Source organism: Streptomyces sp. 1331.2 (assembly GCF_900199205.1).
Lineage (GTDB): Bacteria > Actinomycetota > Actinomycetes > Streptomycetales > Streptomycetaceae > Kitasatospora.
Map to the genome: position 1 here is coordinate 5,374,121 of NZ_OBMJ01000001.1, position 16,321 is coordinate 5,390,441.

The 16,321-nt window shown below is 72.7% G+C and carries 20 protein-coding genes and 1 other RNA gene; 13 read left to right on the plus strand and 8 right to left on the minus strand.

Annotated features, from left to right (window positions below; genetic code table 11):
• Positions 1 to 10: 10 nt before the first annotated feature.
• Both CRP52_RS23125 and CRP52_RS23130 read left to right on the plus strand, forming a co-directional pair.
• Positions 11 to 754, plus strand: a complete 744-nt coding sequence (locus tag CRP52_RS23125) for a zinc ribbon domain-containing protein (protein ID WP_179852893.1) — start codon at positions 11 to 13, stop codon at positions 752 to 754.
• Between the two features lie 4 nt (positions 755 to 758).
• Complete coding sequence (locus CRP52_RS23130) at positions 759 to 1,916, plus strand: bifunctional RNase H/acid phosphatase (RefSeq protein ID WP_097238137.1); 1,158 nt, start codon at positions 759 to 761, stop codon at positions 1,914 to 1,916.
• 18 nt (positions 1,917 to 1,934) lie between these two features.
• On the opposite strand, the gene yaaA is transcribed toward CRP52_RS23130, so the two are convergent.
• On the minus strand, positions 1,935 to 2,720 hold the full coding sequence (gene yaaA, locus CRP52_RS23135; RefSeq protein WP_097238138.1) for a peroxide stress protein YaaA: 786 nt from the start codon (positions 2,718 to 2,720) through the stop codon (positions 1,935 to 1,937).
• 10 nt (positions 2,721 to 2,730) lie between these two features.
• Positions 2,731 to 3,183, minus strand: coding sequence for a DUF3995 domain-containing protein (locus CRP52_RS23140; RefSeq protein ID WP_179852894.1), 453 nt, complete (start codon positions 3,181 to 3,183; stop codon positions 2,731 to 2,733).
• 90 nt (positions 3,184 to 3,273) lie between these two features.
• Between CRP52_RS23140 and CRP52_RS23145 the strand changes: the two genes are divergently transcribed.
• From CRP52_RS23145 to rnpB, 4 genes are all read left to right on the plus strand, one after another.
• Positions 3,274 to 3,591 (plus strand): type II toxin-antitoxin system death-on-curing family toxin, encoded by a 318-nt coding sequence (locus CRP52_RS23145; protein WP_097238140.1) that lies wholly within the window; start codon positions 3,274 to 3,276, stop codon positions 3,589 to 3,591.
• Positions 3,592 to 3,673: 82 nt separating this feature from the next.
• Positions 3,674 to 5,137 carry an RNB domain-containing ribonuclease gene (locus tag CRP52_RS23150; RefSeq protein ID WP_097238141.1) on the plus strand — a complete coding sequence of 488 codons (1,464 nt, stop codon included), beginning with the start codon at positions 3,674 to 3,676 and terminating at the stop codon, positions 5,135 to 5,137.
• Between the two features lie 69 nt (positions 5,138 to 5,206).
• Positions 5,207 to 6,709 carry an MFS transporter gene (locus tag CRP52_RS23155; protein WP_257032812.1) on the plus strand — a complete coding sequence of 501 codons (1,503 nt, stop codon included), beginning with the start codon at positions 5,207 to 5,209 and terminating at the stop codon, positions 6,707 to 6,709.
• Positions 6,710 to 6,722: 13 nt separating this feature from the next.
• Positions 6,723 to 7,121: RNase P RNA component class A (gene rnpB, locus CRP52_RS23160), an RNA gene on the plus strand.
• Positions 7,122 to 7,313: 192 nt separating this feature from the next.
• Here the strand turns inward: rnpB and CRP52_RS23165 are convergent.
• A complete protein-coding gene (locus CRP52_RS23165; protein WP_097238142.1) occupies positions 7,314 to 8,576 on the minus strand; it encodes a transcriptional regulator in 1,263 nt (420 codons plus the stop codon).
• Positions 8,577 to 8,780: 204 nt separating this feature from the next.
• Here CRP52_RS23165 and CRP52_RS23170 point away from each other — a divergent pair, with 204 nt between their 5' ends.
• The 4 genes from CRP52_RS23170 to CRP52_RS23185 all read left to right on the plus strand — a co-directional run bounded on the left by CRP52_RS23170 (position 8,781) and on the right by CRP52_RS23185 (position 11,583).
• Positions 8,781 to 9,245 carry an ATP-binding protein gene (locus CRP52_RS23170; protein WP_097238143.1) on the plus strand — a complete coding sequence of 155 codons (465 nt, stop codon included), beginning with the start codon at positions 8,781 to 8,783 and terminating at the stop codon, positions 9,243 to 9,245.
• Between the two features lie 78 nt (positions 9,246 to 9,323).
• On the plus strand, positions 9,324 to 10,442 hold the full coding sequence (locus CRP52_RS23175) for a radical SAM protein (protein ID WP_097238144.1): 1,119 nt from the start codon (positions 9,324 to 9,326) through the stop codon (positions 10,440 to 10,442).
• A 1-nt stretch (position 10,443) separates the two neighbouring features.
• A complete protein-coding gene (locus CRP52_RS23180; RefSeq protein WP_097238145.1) occupies positions 10,444 to 10,641 on the plus strand; it encodes a hypothetical protein in 198 nt (65 codons plus the stop codon).
• Between the two features lie 96 nt (positions 10,642 to 10,737).
• Positions 10,738 to 11,583, plus strand: coding sequence for a GNAT family N-acetyltransferase (locus CRP52_RS23185; RefSeq protein WP_097238146.1), 846 nt, complete (start codon positions 10,738 to 10,740; stop codon positions 11,581 to 11,583).
• A 197-nt stretch (positions 11,584 to 11,780) separates the two neighbouring features.
• Here CRP52_RS23185 and CRP52_RS23190 read toward each other — a convergent pair whose 3' ends face one another.
• Both CRP52_RS23190 and CRP52_RS23195 read right to left on the minus strand, forming a co-directional pair.
• Positions 11,781 to 12,038, minus strand: coding sequence for a Prokaryotic metallothionein (locus tag CRP52_RS23190; protein WP_097238147.1), 258 nt, complete (start codon positions 12,036 to 12,038; stop codon positions 11,781 to 11,783).
• Positions 12,039 to 12,140: 102 nt separating this feature from the next.
• Positions 12,141 to 12,533, minus strand: coding sequence for an ACT domain-containing protein (locus tag CRP52_RS23195; RefSeq protein WP_097238148.1), 393 nt, complete (start codon positions 12,531 to 12,533; stop codon positions 12,141 to 12,143).
• A 204-nt stretch (positions 12,534 to 12,737) separates the two neighbouring features.
• Here CRP52_RS23195 and CRP52_RS23200 point away from each other — a divergent pair, with 204 nt between their 5' ends.
• On the plus strand, positions 12,738 to 13,400 hold the full coding sequence (locus tag CRP52_RS23200) for a PadR family transcriptional regulator (RefSeq protein ID WP_373560512.1): 663 nt from the start codon (positions 12,738 to 12,740) through the stop codon (positions 13,398 to 13,400).
• Between the two features lie 63 nt (positions 13,401 to 13,463).
• On the opposite strand, the gene CRP52_RS23205 is transcribed toward CRP52_RS23200, so the two are convergent.
• Both CRP52_RS23205 and CRP52_RS37145 read right to left on the minus strand, forming a co-directional pair.
• Positions 13,464 to 13,661 (minus strand): hypothetical protein, encoded by a 198-nt coding sequence (locus CRP52_RS23205; protein ID WP_097238150.1) that lies wholly within the window; start codon positions 13,659 to 13,661, stop codon positions 13,464 to 13,466.
• Positions 13,662 to 13,705: 44 nt separating this feature from the next.
• Entirely contained in the window at positions 13,706 to 13,936 is a 231-nt protein-coding gene (locus CRP52_RS37145; RefSeq protein ID WP_101948236.1) for a hypothetical protein, read from the minus strand.
• Positions 13,937 to 14,400: 464 nt separating this feature from the next.
• Between CRP52_RS37145 and CRP52_RS23215 the strand changes: the two genes are divergently transcribed.
• The gene (locus CRP52_RS23215; protein ID WP_097238151.1) at positions 14,401 to 15,102 is read left to right on the plus strand and encodes a bifunctional DNA primase/polymerase; all 702 of its coding nucleotides are present in this window, start codon (positions 14,401 to 14,403) and stop codon (positions 15,100 to 15,102) included.
• Positions 15,103 to 15,120: 18 nt separating this feature from the next.
• Here the strand turns inward: CRP52_RS23215 and map are convergent, their stop codons facing one another.
• On the minus strand, positions 15,121 to 15,966 hold the full coding sequence (gene map, locus CRP52_RS23220) for a type I methionyl aminopeptidase (protein ID WP_097238152.1): 846 nt from the start codon (positions 15,964 to 15,966) through the stop codon (positions 15,121 to 15,123).
• Between the two features lie 127 nt (positions 15,967 to 16,093).
• Between map and CRP52_RS23225 the strand changes: the two genes are divergently transcribed.
• Positions 16,094 to 16,321, plus strand: coding sequence for a hypothetical protein (locus tag CRP52_RS23225; protein WP_097238153.1), 228 nt, complete (start codon positions 16,094 to 16,096; stop codon positions 16,319 to 16,321).

The following is a 16,321-nucleotide window of genomic DNA, read 5'->3' on the forward strand; positions in this document are numbered from 1 at the left end:
AGCTCTCCGCTTGAACGCCGCGCCCGCCGACCAGATCCGCCTGCTCGACCTCCAGGCCATCGACTCGAAGCTCGACCAGCTGGCCCACCGGCGCCGGAGCCTGCCCGAGCACGCCGAGATCGACAAGGCCACCGCCGACCACACCGCGCTCAAGGACCTCGTCGTCGCCGCCGAGGCCCAGAAGGGCGACACCGCCCGCGAGCTGACCAAGGCCGAGCAGGACGTCGAGCAGGTCCGCGCCCGCGCGGCCCGCAACCAGCAGCGCCTGGACTCCGGCGCGATCACCTCGCCGAGGGACCTGGAGAACCTCCAGCACGAGATCGGCTCGCTCGCCAAGCGCCAGGGCGACCTGGAGGAGGTCGTGCTGGAGATCATGGAGCGCCAGGAGAGCGCCAAGAGCCGGGTCGAGGAGCTGTCCGCCCGCCTGGAGCACTCCACCGTCGTCCTCACCGAGGCCGAGGGCCGCCGCGACGCCGCCTTCGCCGAGATCGACGCCGAGGCCGACAAGGTCAAGCGCGACCGCGAGACCATCGCCGCCGTCATCCCGGCCGACCTGCTGAAGGTCTACACCAAGCTGCGCGAGACCCAGGGCGGCGTCGGCGCGGCCCGCCTCTACCAGCGCCGCTGCGAGGGCTGCCGCACCGAGTTCTCGATCACCGAGCTGAACGCCATCAAGGCCGAGCCGGCCGACAAGGTCGTCCGCTGCGAGAACTGCTCGCGGATCCTGGTCCGCACCGCCGACTCGGGCGTCTGATCCGGTGGCGGCGCGCTTCATCGTCGAGGCGGACGGCGGGTCCCGGGGCAACCCGGGGCCGGCCGGCTACGGCGCGGTGGTCCGCGACGGGGACACCGGGCAGATCGTCGCCGAAGCCGCCGAGTTCATCGGCCACGCCACCAACAACGTGGCCGAGTACAAGGGCCTGATCGCCGGCCTCAAAGCGGCCCGGGAGCTCGACCCGGACGCCTCGGTGGACGTCCGGATGGACTCCAAGCTGGTCGTCGAGCAGATGTCCGGGCGCTGGAAGATCAAGCACCCCGACATGCAGCCGCTCGCCGCCGAGGCCCGCGCCGTCCTCCCGCGCGGCCGGGTCACGTACACCTGGATCCCGCGCGAGCGGAACAAGGACGCGGACCGGCTGGCCAACGAGGCGATGGACGCCGGCAAGGCCGGCCGCCAGTGGGAGCCCCGGAAGCCCGCCGCCTTGGCAGCCTCCTCCGCTGACGCCGTCGCGGACGAGCCGCCGCTGGAGACCGCCACCCCCAAGGCCGGCTGGGCCGCCCCGGCCGACCTCGGCACCCCGACCACCTTCGTCCTGCTGCGCCACGGCGAGACCCCGCTCACCCCGGAGAAGCGTTTCTCCGGCAGCGGCGGCAGCGACCCGGAGCTCTCCGACAAGGGCCGCTGGCAGGCCGAGCGGGCCGCCGAGGCGCTTGCCGCGCGCGGCAGCATCCAGGCCGTCGTCGCCTCCCCGATGCGCCGCACCCGGCAGACCGCCGAGACCGTCGCCGCCAGGCTCGGCCTGGAGGTCCGCTACGAGGACGGGCTGCGCGAGGTCGACTTCGGCGACTGGGAGGGCCTGACCTTCGCCGAGGTGCGGGAGCGCTACCCGGACGACCTGTCGGCCTGGCTCGGCTCCGCCAAGGCCAAGCCGACCGGCAGCGCCGAAAGCTTCACCACCCTCACCCACCGGGCGGGCGTCGCCCGGGACAAGATCATCGCCCGGTACGCGGGGAAGACCGTGCTGGTGGTCTCGCACGTCAGCCCGATCAAGACCCTGGTCCGGCTGGCGATCGGCGCCCCGCCGGACTCGATGTACCGGATGGAGCTGAGCGCCGCCTCGATCTGCGCCGTCCAGTACTACGCGGACGGCAACGCCTCGCTGCGGCTGCTCAACGACACCTCGCACCTGCGCTGACCCGGCCGGGGCAGCCGGTCAGTGCACCTCGGTGACCACCACGTCCAGCTGCCACGGCTTGCGCGCGGTGCCCTCCGCCGCCAGCTCCACCCGGTGGCCCAGCTCCAGCAGCGCGTCCATCAGCTCGCCGGGCGTCTTGGGCTCGGCCCCCGCGACCAGCAGGTCCCGCACCAGCCGCCCCTTCGTCGCCTTGTTGAAGTGGCTGACGACGGTGCGCTTGCCGTTGCGCTCCTGCAGCACCCGGACGGTCGCCGTACGGGAGGCCACCTCGCCGGCTGGCTTCCACGCCGCCGCGTACGCGGAACTGCGCAGGTCCAGCACCAGGCCGTCGGCCACCTCCGGCAGCACGGAGGCCGTCGCCCCGCGCCAGTACGTCCCCAGTGCCCCAAGGCCGGGCAGCTTCACGCCCATCGAGCAGCGGTAGGACGGGATCCGGTCGGAGATCCGCACGGCGCCCCAGAGGCCGGAGAAGACCAGCAGCGAGCGCTCGGCCCGGTCGTACGCGGCAGGGTCCAGGGTGGCCAGCCCGAGGTTGTCGAACAGCACCCCGGTGTACACCTCGCCCGCCGGGCGGGCGCCCGCCGTCCGCAGGCCGGCGTTCTTGGCGATCTCCCCGCGCAGCCCGGGGGAGAGGCCCAGCACCTCGGCGGCGGCGTCCTCGTCGCCCCGGCAGAGCCCGACCAGCGCGTCCAGCACCGCCCCGCGGGCCGCCGTCAGCCCGGGCAGCGACAGCCCGTCCAGCTCCACCGGCCCGCCGTCCCCGGACCCGGCCTTGCCCTCCGAGGGCGGCAACAGCACCAGCACAGCGGACTCCTCAACAATTTGTGGCGGACGAACCCCGCCACCCTACTGCGGCCGCACCCACCCCCAGGGCCACGCACAGGGGCGAGTAGTACCGGACGTTCAGCCGCCGGAACCGGTCCGACCGCTCGGACAACTGCCCGAACAGCACCGGCCCGCCGACCCCGCGCGCCAGCAGCACCCCGGCCACCGCCCGCACCCCGGCCCGCCGCACCCGCTCCGGCCCCACCGCCGGCAGCACCCCGGCCTCCGCCCCGACCAGGTACGCGGCCGTCCCCAACAGCCCCGCCACCGCGACGCACGCCGCCGCCGGCGGCACCCCCTCCCCGGCCCCCACCACGGTGTCCGCGAACTCCTCCGGCGTCCGCAACGGCCACGGCGTCACCGCCCACACCGCGTGCAGCGCTCCCATCGCCGCCAGCGCCCCCGCGACCACGTCCCCGGTCGCCCGCACCACACCGCTCATCGCTCGCATCCCCTCACCCGACTCCACGTGCCCCCACCGTACGAGTCCTCACACCCGGCGCCGCGGCCCACCACCCCGGCGCCCGATCCGGTGGGAACCGACCTCGGCGGCCTGCTCTCGGCCATCGCCCGCCCCCGGGCGAGCCTGTTCGGCGGCGACGCCTACCCGGACCTGTGGTCCAAGGCGGCGGCCCTCGGTCAGAGCCTGGCCCGCAACCACCCGCTGATCGACCGCAACAAGCGCACCGCCTTCGAGGCGATGCTGCTGTTCCTGGACTACAACGGCGAGCCGTACGCCGACCCGCACCCGGACGACGCCGTGGCGTTCATGCTGCGGCTGGCCACCGGTGGGTACGACGACGCGGTCGCACTCGCTGCGAAGGATCTGAGGTCGCTGCTCGGGCGCTGATCCCCGCCCGGGCGCCGGGGCCCACGGCGCGTCCGGCGGGGGCCTCCGTCCGGAATCACCCGATTCGCCCTACGCTGCCTCCATGCCTCGCCGAAAACTGCGCGTCAAGGCCGCCGACTCCGCCCGGATCAACACCGAGCTGACCGAACTCCGCACCCGCCTGGAGATCCACACCGAGTGGCCGGAGGCCGTGCTCGCCGAGGCGGAGGAGGCGGCCGAGCGTCCCCGGCTGCCCGAGCACGACGCCACCGACCTTCCGCTGTTCACCGTCGACCCGCCCGGCTCGCGCGACCTCGACCAGGCCATGCACCTCACCCACCGCGCCGGCGGCGGCTACCGGGTGTACTACGCGATCGCCGACGTCGCCGCCTTCGTCCGCCCCGGCGGGGCGATCGACACCGAGGCCCGCCGCCGCGTCGAGACCCTCTACTTCCCGGACCACCGCGTCCCGCTGCACCCCACCCGGATCTCCGAGGACGCCGCCAGCCTGCTCCCCGGCGAGCCCAGGCCCGCCCTGCTCTGGCAGCTGGACCTGGACGCCGACGGCGCCGTCGTCCTCGCCGACCTGCGCCGCGCCCTGGTCCGCTCCCACCGCCGCCTGGACTACCTCGCCGTCCAGCGCGCGGTCGAGCTGGGCGGCGCCGACGAGCAGCTCGCCCTGCTCGCCACCGTCGGCCGGCTGCGCGAGGAGCAGGAGCGCGCCCGTGGCGGGATCAGCCTGCCGGTGCCCGAGCAGGAGGTCGAGGAGACCCTGCACGGCTACGTCCTCGGCTACCGCGCGCCGAACCCCGCCGACGGCTGGAACGCCCAGATCTCCCTGCTCACCGGCATGGCCGCGGCCGAACTGATGCTGGACGCGGGGGTCGGCCTGCTGCGCACCCTGCCCGCCGCGCCCGCCGGCGCGTACGAGCGGCTGCGCCGGATCGCCGCCGCCCTGGACGTGGAGTGGCCACAGGCGCTCCCGTACCCGGAGCTGATCCGCTCCCTGGACCCGGACGTCCCGCTGAACGCCGCCTTCCTCAACGCCTGCACGGGCCTGCTGCGCGGGGCCGGCTACCACGCCTTCGACGAGTCCCGCGGCCTGCCCGCGCCCGCCGAGCCGGACCACGCGGCCCTGGCCGCCCCGTACGCGCACTGCACCGCCCCGCTGCGCCGGCTCGGCGACCGCTTCGCGCAGGAGGTGTGCGCGGCGGTGGCGGCGGGGGAGGACGTGCCGGACTGGGCACGGGAGGCGCTGCCGGCCGTTCCGGCGCTGATGGCGCGCGGGGACCGCCGCGCGGGGGAGGTCGAGCGCGCCTGCGTTGACCTGGTGGAGGCGGAGCTGCTGGCGGGCCGGGAGGGCGAGGACTTCTCCGCGGTGGTCATCGACGTGGACGAGAAGCGGCCCGCCGCCGGCACCGTGCAGCTGCGCGACCCGGCCGTCCGGGCCCGCTGCGAGGCGAAGGCCGACGGCGAGGCGGGCCGGCTGCCGCTCGGCCGGGTGATCGACGTCCGGCTGACGACGGCCGACCCGGCCACCCGGACCGTCCGCTTCGCGGCCGTGTAGCGGGCGGCGCGCCACCCGTACGGTCCGTCCGGTCTCCCCGGCCGCGGCGCGCGGTGGGAAGATCGGTCCGTGCCCGAAGCCCTGCCCCCCACCGCCGCGCCCGAGCTCGCGCCCGGGCGCCGCCGCCGGCTGCTGGTCCTCGCGATCTGCTGCCTGAGCCTGTTCATCGTCGGCCTCGACAACACCGTGGTGAACATCGCCCTGCCCGCGATCCAGCGGGACCTGGACGCTCCGGCGTCCGGGCTGCAGTGGATCATCGACGCCTACACCCTGGTGCTGGCCTCGCTGTTGATGCTGTTCGGCTCGGTGGCGGACCGGTTCGGCCGCCGCCGGGTGTTCCAGACCGGGCTGGTGTGCTTCGCGCTGGGCTCGCTGCTGTGCAGTCTGGCGCCGAGCCTGGAGTGGCTGGTGGCGTTCCGGGCGCTGCAGGCGGTGGGCGGTTCGATGCTCAACCCGGTGGCGATGTCGATCATCGCCAACACCTTCACCGACCCGAAGGAGCGGGCCCGGGCGATCGGCGTCTGGGGCGGAGTGGTCGGCATCTCGATGGCGCTCGGCCCGCTGCTCGGCGGCTTCCTGGTGGACGGCGCGGGCTGGCCGTCGATCTTCCTGATCAACGTCCCGGTGGCGCTGGCCGCGATCCTGCTGACCGCCCGCTTCGTCCCGGAGTCCCGCGCGCCCCGGCCGCGCCGGCTGGACCCGGTGGGGCAGCTGCTGATGGTCGTGCTGCTCGGCTGCGGCACCGCCGCGATCATCGAGGGCCCGGCCAACGGCTGGACCTCCCCGCTGATCCTCACCCTCGCCGCGACCGCGCTGGCCGCGCTGGCCGCCTTCCCGCTCTGGGAGCGGCGGGTGGCGGAGCCGCTGGTGGACCCGCGGTTCTTCGCCAGTGCGCCGTTCACCGGGGCCACCGTCACCGCGGTCTGCGCCTTCGCCGCGCTCGGCGGCTTCCTCTTCCTCAACACCCTCTACCTGCAGGACGTCCGGCACTACGGCCCGGTCGAGGCCGGCCTGTGGACGCTGCCGATGGCCGGGATGATGCTGGTCTGCGCACCGCTGTCCGGACGGATCGTCGGCAGCCGGGGCCCACGCCTTCCGCTGGTCGCGGCCGGGCTGGGCCTCGCCGCGAGCGGGCTGCTGCTGACCCGTCTCACTGCCGACTCCCCGTCGGGGCTGCTGCTGGTCGCGTACGCGCTGTTCGGCTTCGGCTTCGGCATGGTCAACGCGCCGATCACCAACGCCGCCGTCTCGGGGATGCCGCGCGCCCAGGCGGGCGTGGCAGCCGCGGTCGCCTCGACCAGCCGTCAGGTCGGCCAGTCGCTGGGCGTGGCGGTGATCGGCACGGTCGTCACCTCGGCCGTGGTCGGCCCGCTCGCGGTCGGCTTCGCCCCGGCCAGCCACGCCGGCTGGTGGATCGTGGTCGGCCTCGGCAGCGCGATCCTCGTCCTGGGCCTGGTCGTCACCACCGCCTGGGCGGGCGGGACGGCCGCCCGGGTCGCCGCCCGCCTCGGCGGTGAGCCGGTGGCCGTCCGGTCCGGTGTACGGGAGGCACCGCCCGAGCGGCTACGATGACCACTACGGCGGAAGAGCCGGCCGGGCGGTCGCGACGGGTCACCAGACCCGCCGAGGAACGTCCGGGCTCCACAGAGCAGGGTGGTGGGTAACGCCCACCCGGGGTGACCCGCGGGACAGTGCCACAGAAAACAGACCGCCCACCGCTTTTGGTGGTGGGTAAGGGTGAAACGGTGGTGTAAGAGACCACCAGCGACCGGGGTGACCCGGCCGGCTAGGTAAACCCCACCTGGAGCAAGGTCAAGATCGGTGCCTTCGGGCGCCGTGCGCGAGTGTTCGAGGGCTGCTCGCCCGAGCTCGCGGGTAGACCGCACGAGGCTGTCGGCAACGGCAGCCCTAGATGGATGGCCGTCTCCCCGGGCCGCGCAAGCGACCCGGGTGACAGAACCCGGCGTATAGGTCGACTCTTCCGTCGCCGGTTTGAGAAGGGCCCCCTGATCTGCAACTTCGCAGGTCAGGGGGCCTTTTCATGTCTCGAAGAGCTGTAACCGCTTGCTGACTCTTCGTGCCTGTTGCGGCCTGTTCCTGGGTGTGCTGTGGCGATCGTGTGGCGGTGAGAACGGTCGAAGCAGCTGTCCAGGAGTCCCCGGTAGCCTCGTTGCGGCTAGCCGGCCAGCGCCTCCCCGAGCAGCGCGTACGGCCGACCGGTGAGCTGGCGATGCAGCGTCTCGGTGCGGGATCGGATCAGGCCCTCACGGTAGGCGGCCGGCAGCCGCCCCCACACCCCGGACGCCATCTCGGCAGCACCGGTCGGGTCGCCGTCGACGCGCAGGCATGCGGCGGTGTCCACTGCCAGCAGGGCTCGCGCCATTACCGACGGAGAGTCCGTGAGCGCCAGGGCGTCCTCCTGCGCCTGGTAGGCGCTGCCCGTGTCGCCCAGCAGCGTGTACGCCTGCGACAGGTGCACGAGGTGCTTCTGCTCGGGGTAGCCGAACCAGGTGTCGGCCGCCTCGGCGCCGTCCAGGCGCTCCGCCAGATTCCGCGTGTCGTCCACCGCCCGCCGGGCCCCTTCGAAGTCGCCGGAGGCTGCCAGAGCCCGCGCGGTGACGGCCGCAGCGAGTGCTCCGGCCGCCGTCGGGCCGCTCCCCGCCTCCCGCCGGGCCTGCTCGGCGATCCGAGCGGCCGCGCCAGGAGCGCCGTAGTTGAGCGGGACCATGGCGTGCCGGGCCAGCACCCACGCGATCATCCGCTGATCACCGGACTCCCGCGCGGCCTGCTCGGCGGTGGCGAACCAGCGGTAGGCGTCGCGCTGGTCACCGCGGTCGTGCTGGACGATGGCCACCAAGCCCGCGATGCCTGCCGCCGTCCGGGCGAGGTCCGCACGGGTGCGCGCCGGGTGAGGTCGGTTCAGCACCTCTCCCAGCAGATCGAGATCACCCATCATCTCGGCCAGCACCGCCTCCGGTGCCCGGCCACGGTAGCCGCCCCGGTGCCGCTCGAACGCCGACTCCAGGTAGGCGAGATCACCCTCTCCGGATGGCCTGAGCGCTGCGGTGATCCCCTCGTGGGCCTGTGCGATGCCGGGCAGCGCGACGAGGCCGGTGGCTGCTCCTATCCCTGCTCCGATGAACTTCCGCCTGTCCACGCTGTTGCCCTTCGTGCTGCGCTCACTCCGGTACCGCCGGGAGGCGGCGGCGGCCTCGGCCACCTGGCCCACGGTCAGACCGTAGGCGTCGGCGATCCCCTGGTACGAGGGTTTCTGCGGAATTCGCTTCTCGGTTTCCCACCGCTTGATGGTCTCCCAATCGCACCACTCGCCACTTGCGGCGGCGACTAACTCTGCCTGCTCGGCGCGTGTCTTCTTCGGGTACGCCTCGCGGATCTCCCGCAGCAGTCGGCCGATCCCGTCCGGGCTGACACCGCTCACAAGTGGCCTCTCGATCGAAGCTGACAGCGCATCAATTCTGGCCCCGTTGGCGGACCCCTGCTGGAAAATGCACCCCTTCGTGGCCCCTCTCCTGCGGCATGCCCGCGCCGTTCAATAACTAACAGCCGCCCGGCGGGAGGAATCACCGATCCCCCTCGGCTCCATGGAGGAGCGCCGGGCGGCCCCTGACCACCGGAGGCCGCCGTGACGACGAGGATGACGCTGCTGCGCACGAAGCACGGCCCGACCCAGGCCGGCACCGCCTTGGTGGCCACCGCACTTGACGTGCCCGCCATGCAGCGCCGCCGCTGCATGCGGCACATGCCCTGCGCCCCCGAGTCGGCGAGGAGTGCCCGACACCTGGTCCAGGAGAAGCTGACCGATTGGGGCCGTCTCGATCTGCTGGAAGATGCTCGGCTGATCGTCTCGGAACTGGTCGGCAACGCAGCCCGGCATACCGGTTGCACCCGGCTGTGTGTCGCACTCGGCCTGGACGGTGACCGGCTTCGACTGGCGGTCCGCGATTCGTCACGCACCCTGCCCGCGGTCATCAAGACCGGGGTCACCGAGACGTCCGGGCGCGGCATGGGCCTCGTCGACAGCATCGCCAACCGCTGGGGCGTCGACGAAGCCCCGTTCGGCAAATGGGTTTGGGCCGAGATCGGTTGACCCCACCAAACGCACTGCGGCAGGTGGGCCAGCACGGCATCACATCGACCGAATACCGCTCAGATAAGGAGGGAACACGTGCATGACCTGATCGCCAGCCCGTTCCTGGACGAATACCTCTTGGTGCGCCCCGGTGGCCGGGGTGGTCTCCGGCTCCCGCAGGCCGACTACGAGGAGCTGCGCGCCCACAACCCCGCTCAGGCAGCTCCCTCGTGGCTCGCGGACGCCGTGCGCGCCCAGTGGGCCGACCTGGACGTGACCGGTCGTCCTGCGGGTGACGTCCTGCTGGTCCGGCAGCCCTCCACGTGGGGCTACTCGCGAGCCAGCTGGGAGATCAACCTCGGCTGCAACTACACGTGCAAGCACTGCTATCTCGGGCTCAAGGTCAACTCGGGCATGCCGCTCACGGACAAGCTCACCTGCCTGGGCATCATGGCCGAGGCCGGCGTCCTCTGGCTCCAGATCACCGGGGGCGAGCCCACCGTGGACCGGGACTTCATGCCTTCGTATCGCCGCGCGTTCGAGCTGGGCATGATGATCACCGTCTCCACCAACGCCTCGTTGCTGTGGCGGGAGAACCTGCTGGAGATGTTCCGCGAGTGCCCGCCCTACCGGGTCACGGTGTCGATGTACGGGGCGAACAAGGCCAGCTACGACGAGCTGACCCAGCGGCAGGGCGCCTGGGACCTGTTCATCCAGGGCATGAACGCCGGCCGCCGGGCCAAGCTGCCGCTGCGGATGAGCATCATCGTCACCGAGGACAACGCCGCCGAGGAACAGGCGATGATCGACCTGTGTGAAGGCTGGGGGCTGGAGTACAACGTCTTCACCAACATGACTCCGACGATCTACGGCGGGGCGGAGTCGCTGACCGCGCAGTCCAAGGAGCACCTGCGGATGCGCAAGCCGTTCGGCGGCTGCAACGCCGGACACACCTTCTTCCACACCGACCCACACGGGCTGGTGTCCATCTGCAAGATCGGCCGTGACGACCAGATCAGTCTCCCCACCGAGGGGATCAACGGCCTCGCCCGGCTCGGCGCCATCGCCGACCGCCTCATGCTTCGCACCGGTGGATGCTCCGGCTGCCAGCTCTCCGGCGCGTGCACCGTCTGCCGGCCGCTGGCCAAGCACTACCAGGAGGCGAAGGCACCACTCGCAAGTTACTGCCAGCACGGGATCAAGAAAGCAGGGTGACATGACCGCTGTAGCTGTCGAACTCTCCCCGAGGCGTCCGCTCCCGGACGACGGCCCGGCCCAGCGCCTGCCGTACCTCACGCGGCCGATCGCGGCCCCGACCCCGCCCGTCACCGAGATCATCGCCGTCGGCGACCTGGACGACGTCATGGACAGCGTGAAGTGCTCGTGCAACGCGGGCGACGACAACCCCCACTGAACCACCCGCTGATCGCACCTGATCAGTAGTGCGCAGGCCCCGGCGCTCTCCGCGTCGGGGCCTGAGCCGTGCGGGGCTGGCGAGTAGGGTGCGGGTATGGATCTGCGCTGGGACTTGCTGCGCCCCGTGATGTGCGTCCCGTATTTTCCGACGCTCGGGCCGCTCCATCCCGAAGCTGTTTCCGCTGAGCTTCTGGCCGAGGTGTTCGCCGTCGCCGGTACCGGAGAATTCCTGCCACACGACAAGGACCGGCGGTGGTCCGACCACAAGGACGAGCATGTCCTGCTGGACGCCGTCGTTCAGGACCAGGCCCGCACGCTGATCCCCACCATCACCGGTCGCGGCATCCTGCGCGTCCATCTCTACGGCGCCCGCGAGCACCGGCAGGAGGCCGAGGAACTGGCCGCCAAGCTCGCCGCCGGGCGCGACGCATCCAAAGCCCGTGTGGTGTGGTTCCAGGACACCGCCGCCCCAGTGGCCGCCTCTACCCGCGTGCAGCTCCGTACCTTCGACCAGGACGCACCAGCCGTCGAGGGAATCGATGCCCTCGACCAACAGCCCGAAGCCATCCGGACCACCTTCCCCGAGTTCGCCGAGAAGCTGGCCGGCGAGGGCTTCGTGTTCCTGCACTCCCGGATCGACAGCGTCGGCCCCGTGCTGGTCGCCGTCCAGGACGAGCGCGTAGTAGGCGCAATCGGCCCCATGGAGACCATGGCCGACCCCAACGGCAGGCGACGACTCCTCCCGCAGTACTTCGGTGTTCTGCCGGAATACCGCAGCCTCGGCCTCGGGCGGCTCCTGTGGCGCGCGGCGATGCACTGGGGCAAGGCGCACGGCGCCGACTACCAGCTCTTGCAGACAGCTGCCGGGGGCGCATCCGACCGGCTGTGCCAGAGCGAGGGCCTGGCCGACCTCGGATTCGTCTGCACCACCACCGTCTGACGAGAGCCTCACGACGGTCGAGGAGCCGCTGAAGAGGCCAAGTGAGCGGCGGTCGCCGAAGGTGTGGCGATTGCGTGGCGATCGGACCGCCGGGAACGACGTTTCCGCAGGTCGCTGCCGGTGCGGAGACTGTTCCCGGCGTACAGGCCGACTCTTCCGCCCCCTCCCCGCCCGTGTCCGGGCGGGCCGTGCACCCGCTATGCGGGGTGCGCGCCGACGGCGTCGCGGATCTGCTCGCCGAGGCCGCCGTTGATCCGGGCGCAGTTGGCGCAGCAGAAGAACATCCCGGCCACTTCGACGCCGTGGCCCACGATGCGGACGGAGCACTGCTCGCAGCGCGGCGCGAGCTTCTCCATCGCGCACTCGAAGCTGTCGAAGGTGTAGGTGTCGCCGGTGACCGTCTTGATCTCGAAGGCCAGCCAGTAGTCGTTGCCGCAGGTGACGCAGATGGCCATGGCGGCCGTCTCCTTCCAGTGGGGCCGCCCTCGACGGGGCGGCTGCTCCCAGTGTCGAAGGCCCGGTCGGCGGCGGCCACCCGGCGGGACTGTTCAGACCCGCTACCGCCGGGAGAGTTCCTCCAGGGCGCGGACGGCGCGTTCGGCGTCGTCGGCGGTGACGAACAGGTGGTCGTGGTGGAAGCCGGCCACCACGTTGCAGCTGATCCCCTCCTCGGCGAGCCGCCCGGCCACGGCCGCGGTCAGCCCGACGGCCTCCAGTGCCGAGTGGATCTGCAGGGTGATCCAGGCCGCCACGTACTCGTAGCGCAGCCCGAGCGCGTCCGCCTCCTCCTGGGCGACCACCACCGTCACCCCCTCCGGCTCGGCGACCGTCACCACCGGCCGCATGCCGGCGGGCACCTTCGCGGGGAGCGTGCAGTACACGTACCGCCCCGGGTTGAGCAGCGGGCGCATCCCGCGCAGCAGCGTCGCAAGGTCTCGTTCTCCGGCCATGCCCGCCACCGTAGCGGCTGGACGGGCCGGCTGGTGAAGCCTGAGGAACCGTGTCGGGGGCCGGCGGTGGCGGGTCGGCGGTGTGTCGGCGAACCGTTGACGAGCGACAGTCACCGATATATCGTCGAACTATCGAGACAGTGACTCGACTGTTTCGGAGAAGGGTTCGTCAGAACACAGGAGGTGGGCGCCATGCGCTCAGGAATGCGATTTCGCGGAGAGGGCCCCGGCGGCGGTCGCCGGCGCGGGCCGGGGCCGGAGTTCGGGGGGATGCCCGGGGAGGGCTTCGAGGGCCGGGAGGCGTTCGGCGGGTTCGGCCCGCCGTTCGGCGGCGGCGGCCCCGGCCGGCCGATGGGCGGCCCGTTCGGGCACGGCTTCGGCGGGTACGGCGGTCGGCGTGGTGGCCCGCACGGGCGGCGCGGCGGCCGGGCCCGGCGCGGTGACGTCCGCGCCTCGCTGCTGGCGCTGCTCAAGGAGCGGCCGATGCACGGCTACGAGATGATCGCCGAGATCGGCGAGCGGACCGGCGGGGCCTGGCGGCCCAGTCCGGGCTCGATCTACCCCAACCTCCAGCTGCTGGAGGAGGAGGGCCTGATCACCGCGGAGGAGGTCGGTGGCAAGCGGCTGGTCTCGCTCACCGAGGCGGGCCGGGCCGAGGCCGAGGCCGGGCCGGCGGAGCCGTGGGCCGAGGCCGGCCGGGAGGTCGACTGGGAGGCCGTCCAGGAGGTCGGCCAGGCGCTCGCCGCGGTCGACCAGGCGATCCGGCAGGTCATGGCGACCGGCACCGAGGCGCAGCGCGCCAAGGGCCTGACCGTACTGACCGAGGCCCGCAAGAAGCTGTACCTCATCCTCGCCGGGGATGACTGACCGGCCCGGGGGGACCGGCCGGCGCGGAGGGAGCGCCACCGGCACGACGGGCGGTGCCGCTGCTCAGGGGCGGACCAGGAACAGCGCCACGCTGACGAGCAGCAGCACCGCCCAGCCGAACCAGAGCCAGCCGTCGGGCCCGATGACCACGCTGTAGAGGCAGACCACCAGCAGCAGCACCCCGGTGACCGCGGCGACCTGCCGGTTGTGGTGGGCGACCGCCCGGGAGCGGTCCCTCGGGTGCCGTACCGTCCTCGCCATGCCGACCTCCCGGGGGGAGCGCGGAGGAAGGAGGCGGACGGCCGTCAGGCGGAGGCCTTGGCGGAGGCCGCCTCGTCGTACTCGTAGCGCCAGAACCAGCTCAGGCCCCGTACCTGCTTGGCCCGGACGTACACCAGTGTGCGCGCGGGGGCCTCGCCGTGCGCGGGGACCGGGACCTTGTACTTCTTGGGCACGCCGAGCATCGGCCCCAGCGGGATGGGAAGGATCCGCCCGTCCAGGGGGCCGCCGACGAATTCGGTGTCCGCGCTCTTCATCCCTCCAGGGTCTCACCTCCGCGGGGGTGGCCCGGGGTGACCGGGAACACCCCCGGTGGGAGGGGGAACGGGAGGCCTGGTGAGGGCCGCGTGCCGGGAGTGTGCCCGGGGTGCGCAGGGAAGTGTGACCGGAGAGGCACCGCCCCCGGTCATCCGGAGGCCCCGCGCACCCCTATCCTTTCCTGTACGCCCTCGGGGTTCACCCGGGTCAGCGGGCCCCGTACGGGCCGGGCGAGGCGCGGATCCGCGTGCCCTCCGGCCGACTTGGCGCGGACAGCGTGCTGCCGCGACTGCGTACCGTGACCCGGGCGTCGGCCGTCCGGTGACCCCGGGCCACGGCCGACAGGGCGCGGACGGCAGGGCCGAGCACCCCGGGAAGCAGCGGGGGGCGCCGTGCGTTGCGTCGGAGTGGTACGTCGAACGCTGTGTCGCACCAGGCACGGCAGTTGCGCGGAAGGGGCCCGATGGAAGCCGGCGGCAGGTGGACGACCTGGTGGCAGAAGCGTGATCGTCAGCGGGCCCGGGCGGGGGGCCCGGAGGGACCGGCCGAAGGGCTGGACCAGCTGCTCGGCGCCGCGCGCGCCGGATTCCCGCTCGCCCCGGCCGCACACCCGGCCGGCTACCGCTGTTCCTGTGACCGGGTGGCCTGTCCGGCCCCGGCCCAGCACCCGGTCTCCTTCGCCTGGCAGACCCAGGCCACCACCGACGCCGAGCAGCTCTCCCGCTGGCTCGCCCGCGACCCGCAGGCCAACTTCATCACCGCCACCGGCCGGGTGCACGACGTGCTGGACGTCCCGGCGGAGGCCGGACGGCTGGCGCTGGAGCGGCTGACCGCGCTGGGCGTCGGCGGCCCGGTCGCCGCCGTCGGCGAGGACCGCTACCTGTTCTTCACCGCCACCCGCGGCACCCCGCAGGACGAGGACGAGTGGTGGCCGAGCGCGCTCGACTCCACCCCGGACACCATGTCCGAACACCCCGGCCTGCGCTGGCACTGCCGCGGCTCGTACACCCTGCTCCCGCCGGCCGCGCTGCCGGACGGCTCCCGGGTGCGGTGGCTGCGCGGGCCCGAGCAGCCGCTGCCGGACCCGCTGCGCGTCCTGGACGTGCTGACCGACGCCTGCACCGAGGTGGGCGCCGTCGCCGAGGAACAGTGGTTGATCGGCTGATGCACCCACCGGGTGGGGTCACGGCAGGGTGAGGATCTCCGCGCCGTCCGCCGTGACCACCAGGGTGTGCTCGAACTGGGCGGTGCGCTTGCGGTCCTTGGTGACGACCGTCCAGCCGTCCGGCCAGATCTCGTAGTCGTAGGTGCCCAGGGTCAGCATCGGCTCGATGGTGAAGGTCATGCCCGGCTTGATCACCTCGGTGGCCCGCTCGCTGTCGTAGTGCGGGACGATCAGGCCGGAGTGGAACGAGGTGTTGATGCCGTGTCCGGTGAAGTCCCGCACCACGCCGTAGTCGAAGCGCTTGGCGTAGGACTCGATGACCCGTCCGATGACGTTGATCTGACGGCCCGGCTTGACCGCCTTGATCGCCCGGTTGAGGGATTCCCGGGTGCGCTCGACCAGCAGCCGGGACTCCTCGTCCACGTCGCCGACCAGGTAGGTGGCGTTGAGGTCGCCGTGCACCCCGTGGATGTAGGCGGTGGCGTCGATGTTGACGATGTCGCCGTCCTGCAGCTCGGTCGAGTCCGGGATGCCGTGGCAGATCACCTCGTTGATCGAGGTGCAGACGGACTTGGGGAACCCGCGGTAGCCGAGGTCGGACGGGTAGGCGCCGTGGTCGCACATGTACTCGTGGGCGACGGCGTCCAGCGCGTCCGTGGTGACGCCGGGGGCGATGAGCTTCGCCGCCTCCTCCATCGCCCGGGCGGCGATCCCGCCCGCGATCCGCATCTTCTCGATCGTCTCGGCGGTCTGCACCTCGGGCCCGGTGTACGGCGCCGGCGCGGGCCGCCCGACGTACTCGGGGCGCGCGATGTGCGCCGGGACCTTGCGGGTGGGGGACTGGATGCCGGGTACGAGAGCCATGGCCGCGAGTCTAGTCGGCGGGCATCGCGGCGCCCGGCCGGTGCGCGGTGTGCAGGGCGGCCCGGGGCGGGGAATGATCGGTAGCGACCCGACCCCTGAACGTCAGCCGTCTGAACGGGAGAGCGCCATGCCCCTCGGATTCCACCGAAAGCCGACCGGCAAGCCCGGCGAGTGGTTCTACTGCATCAAGCACAACAAGGTCGAGGAGGGCCCGGAGTGCCCGGCGAAGGACCGCCTCGGGCCGTACGACAGCCCCGAGGAGGCCGCCCAGGCGCTGCGCATCGCGGACGAGCGCAACCGGGAGTGGAGCAACGACCCGCGCTGGAGCGACAAGCCGGAAGACCGGGCCGAGTAG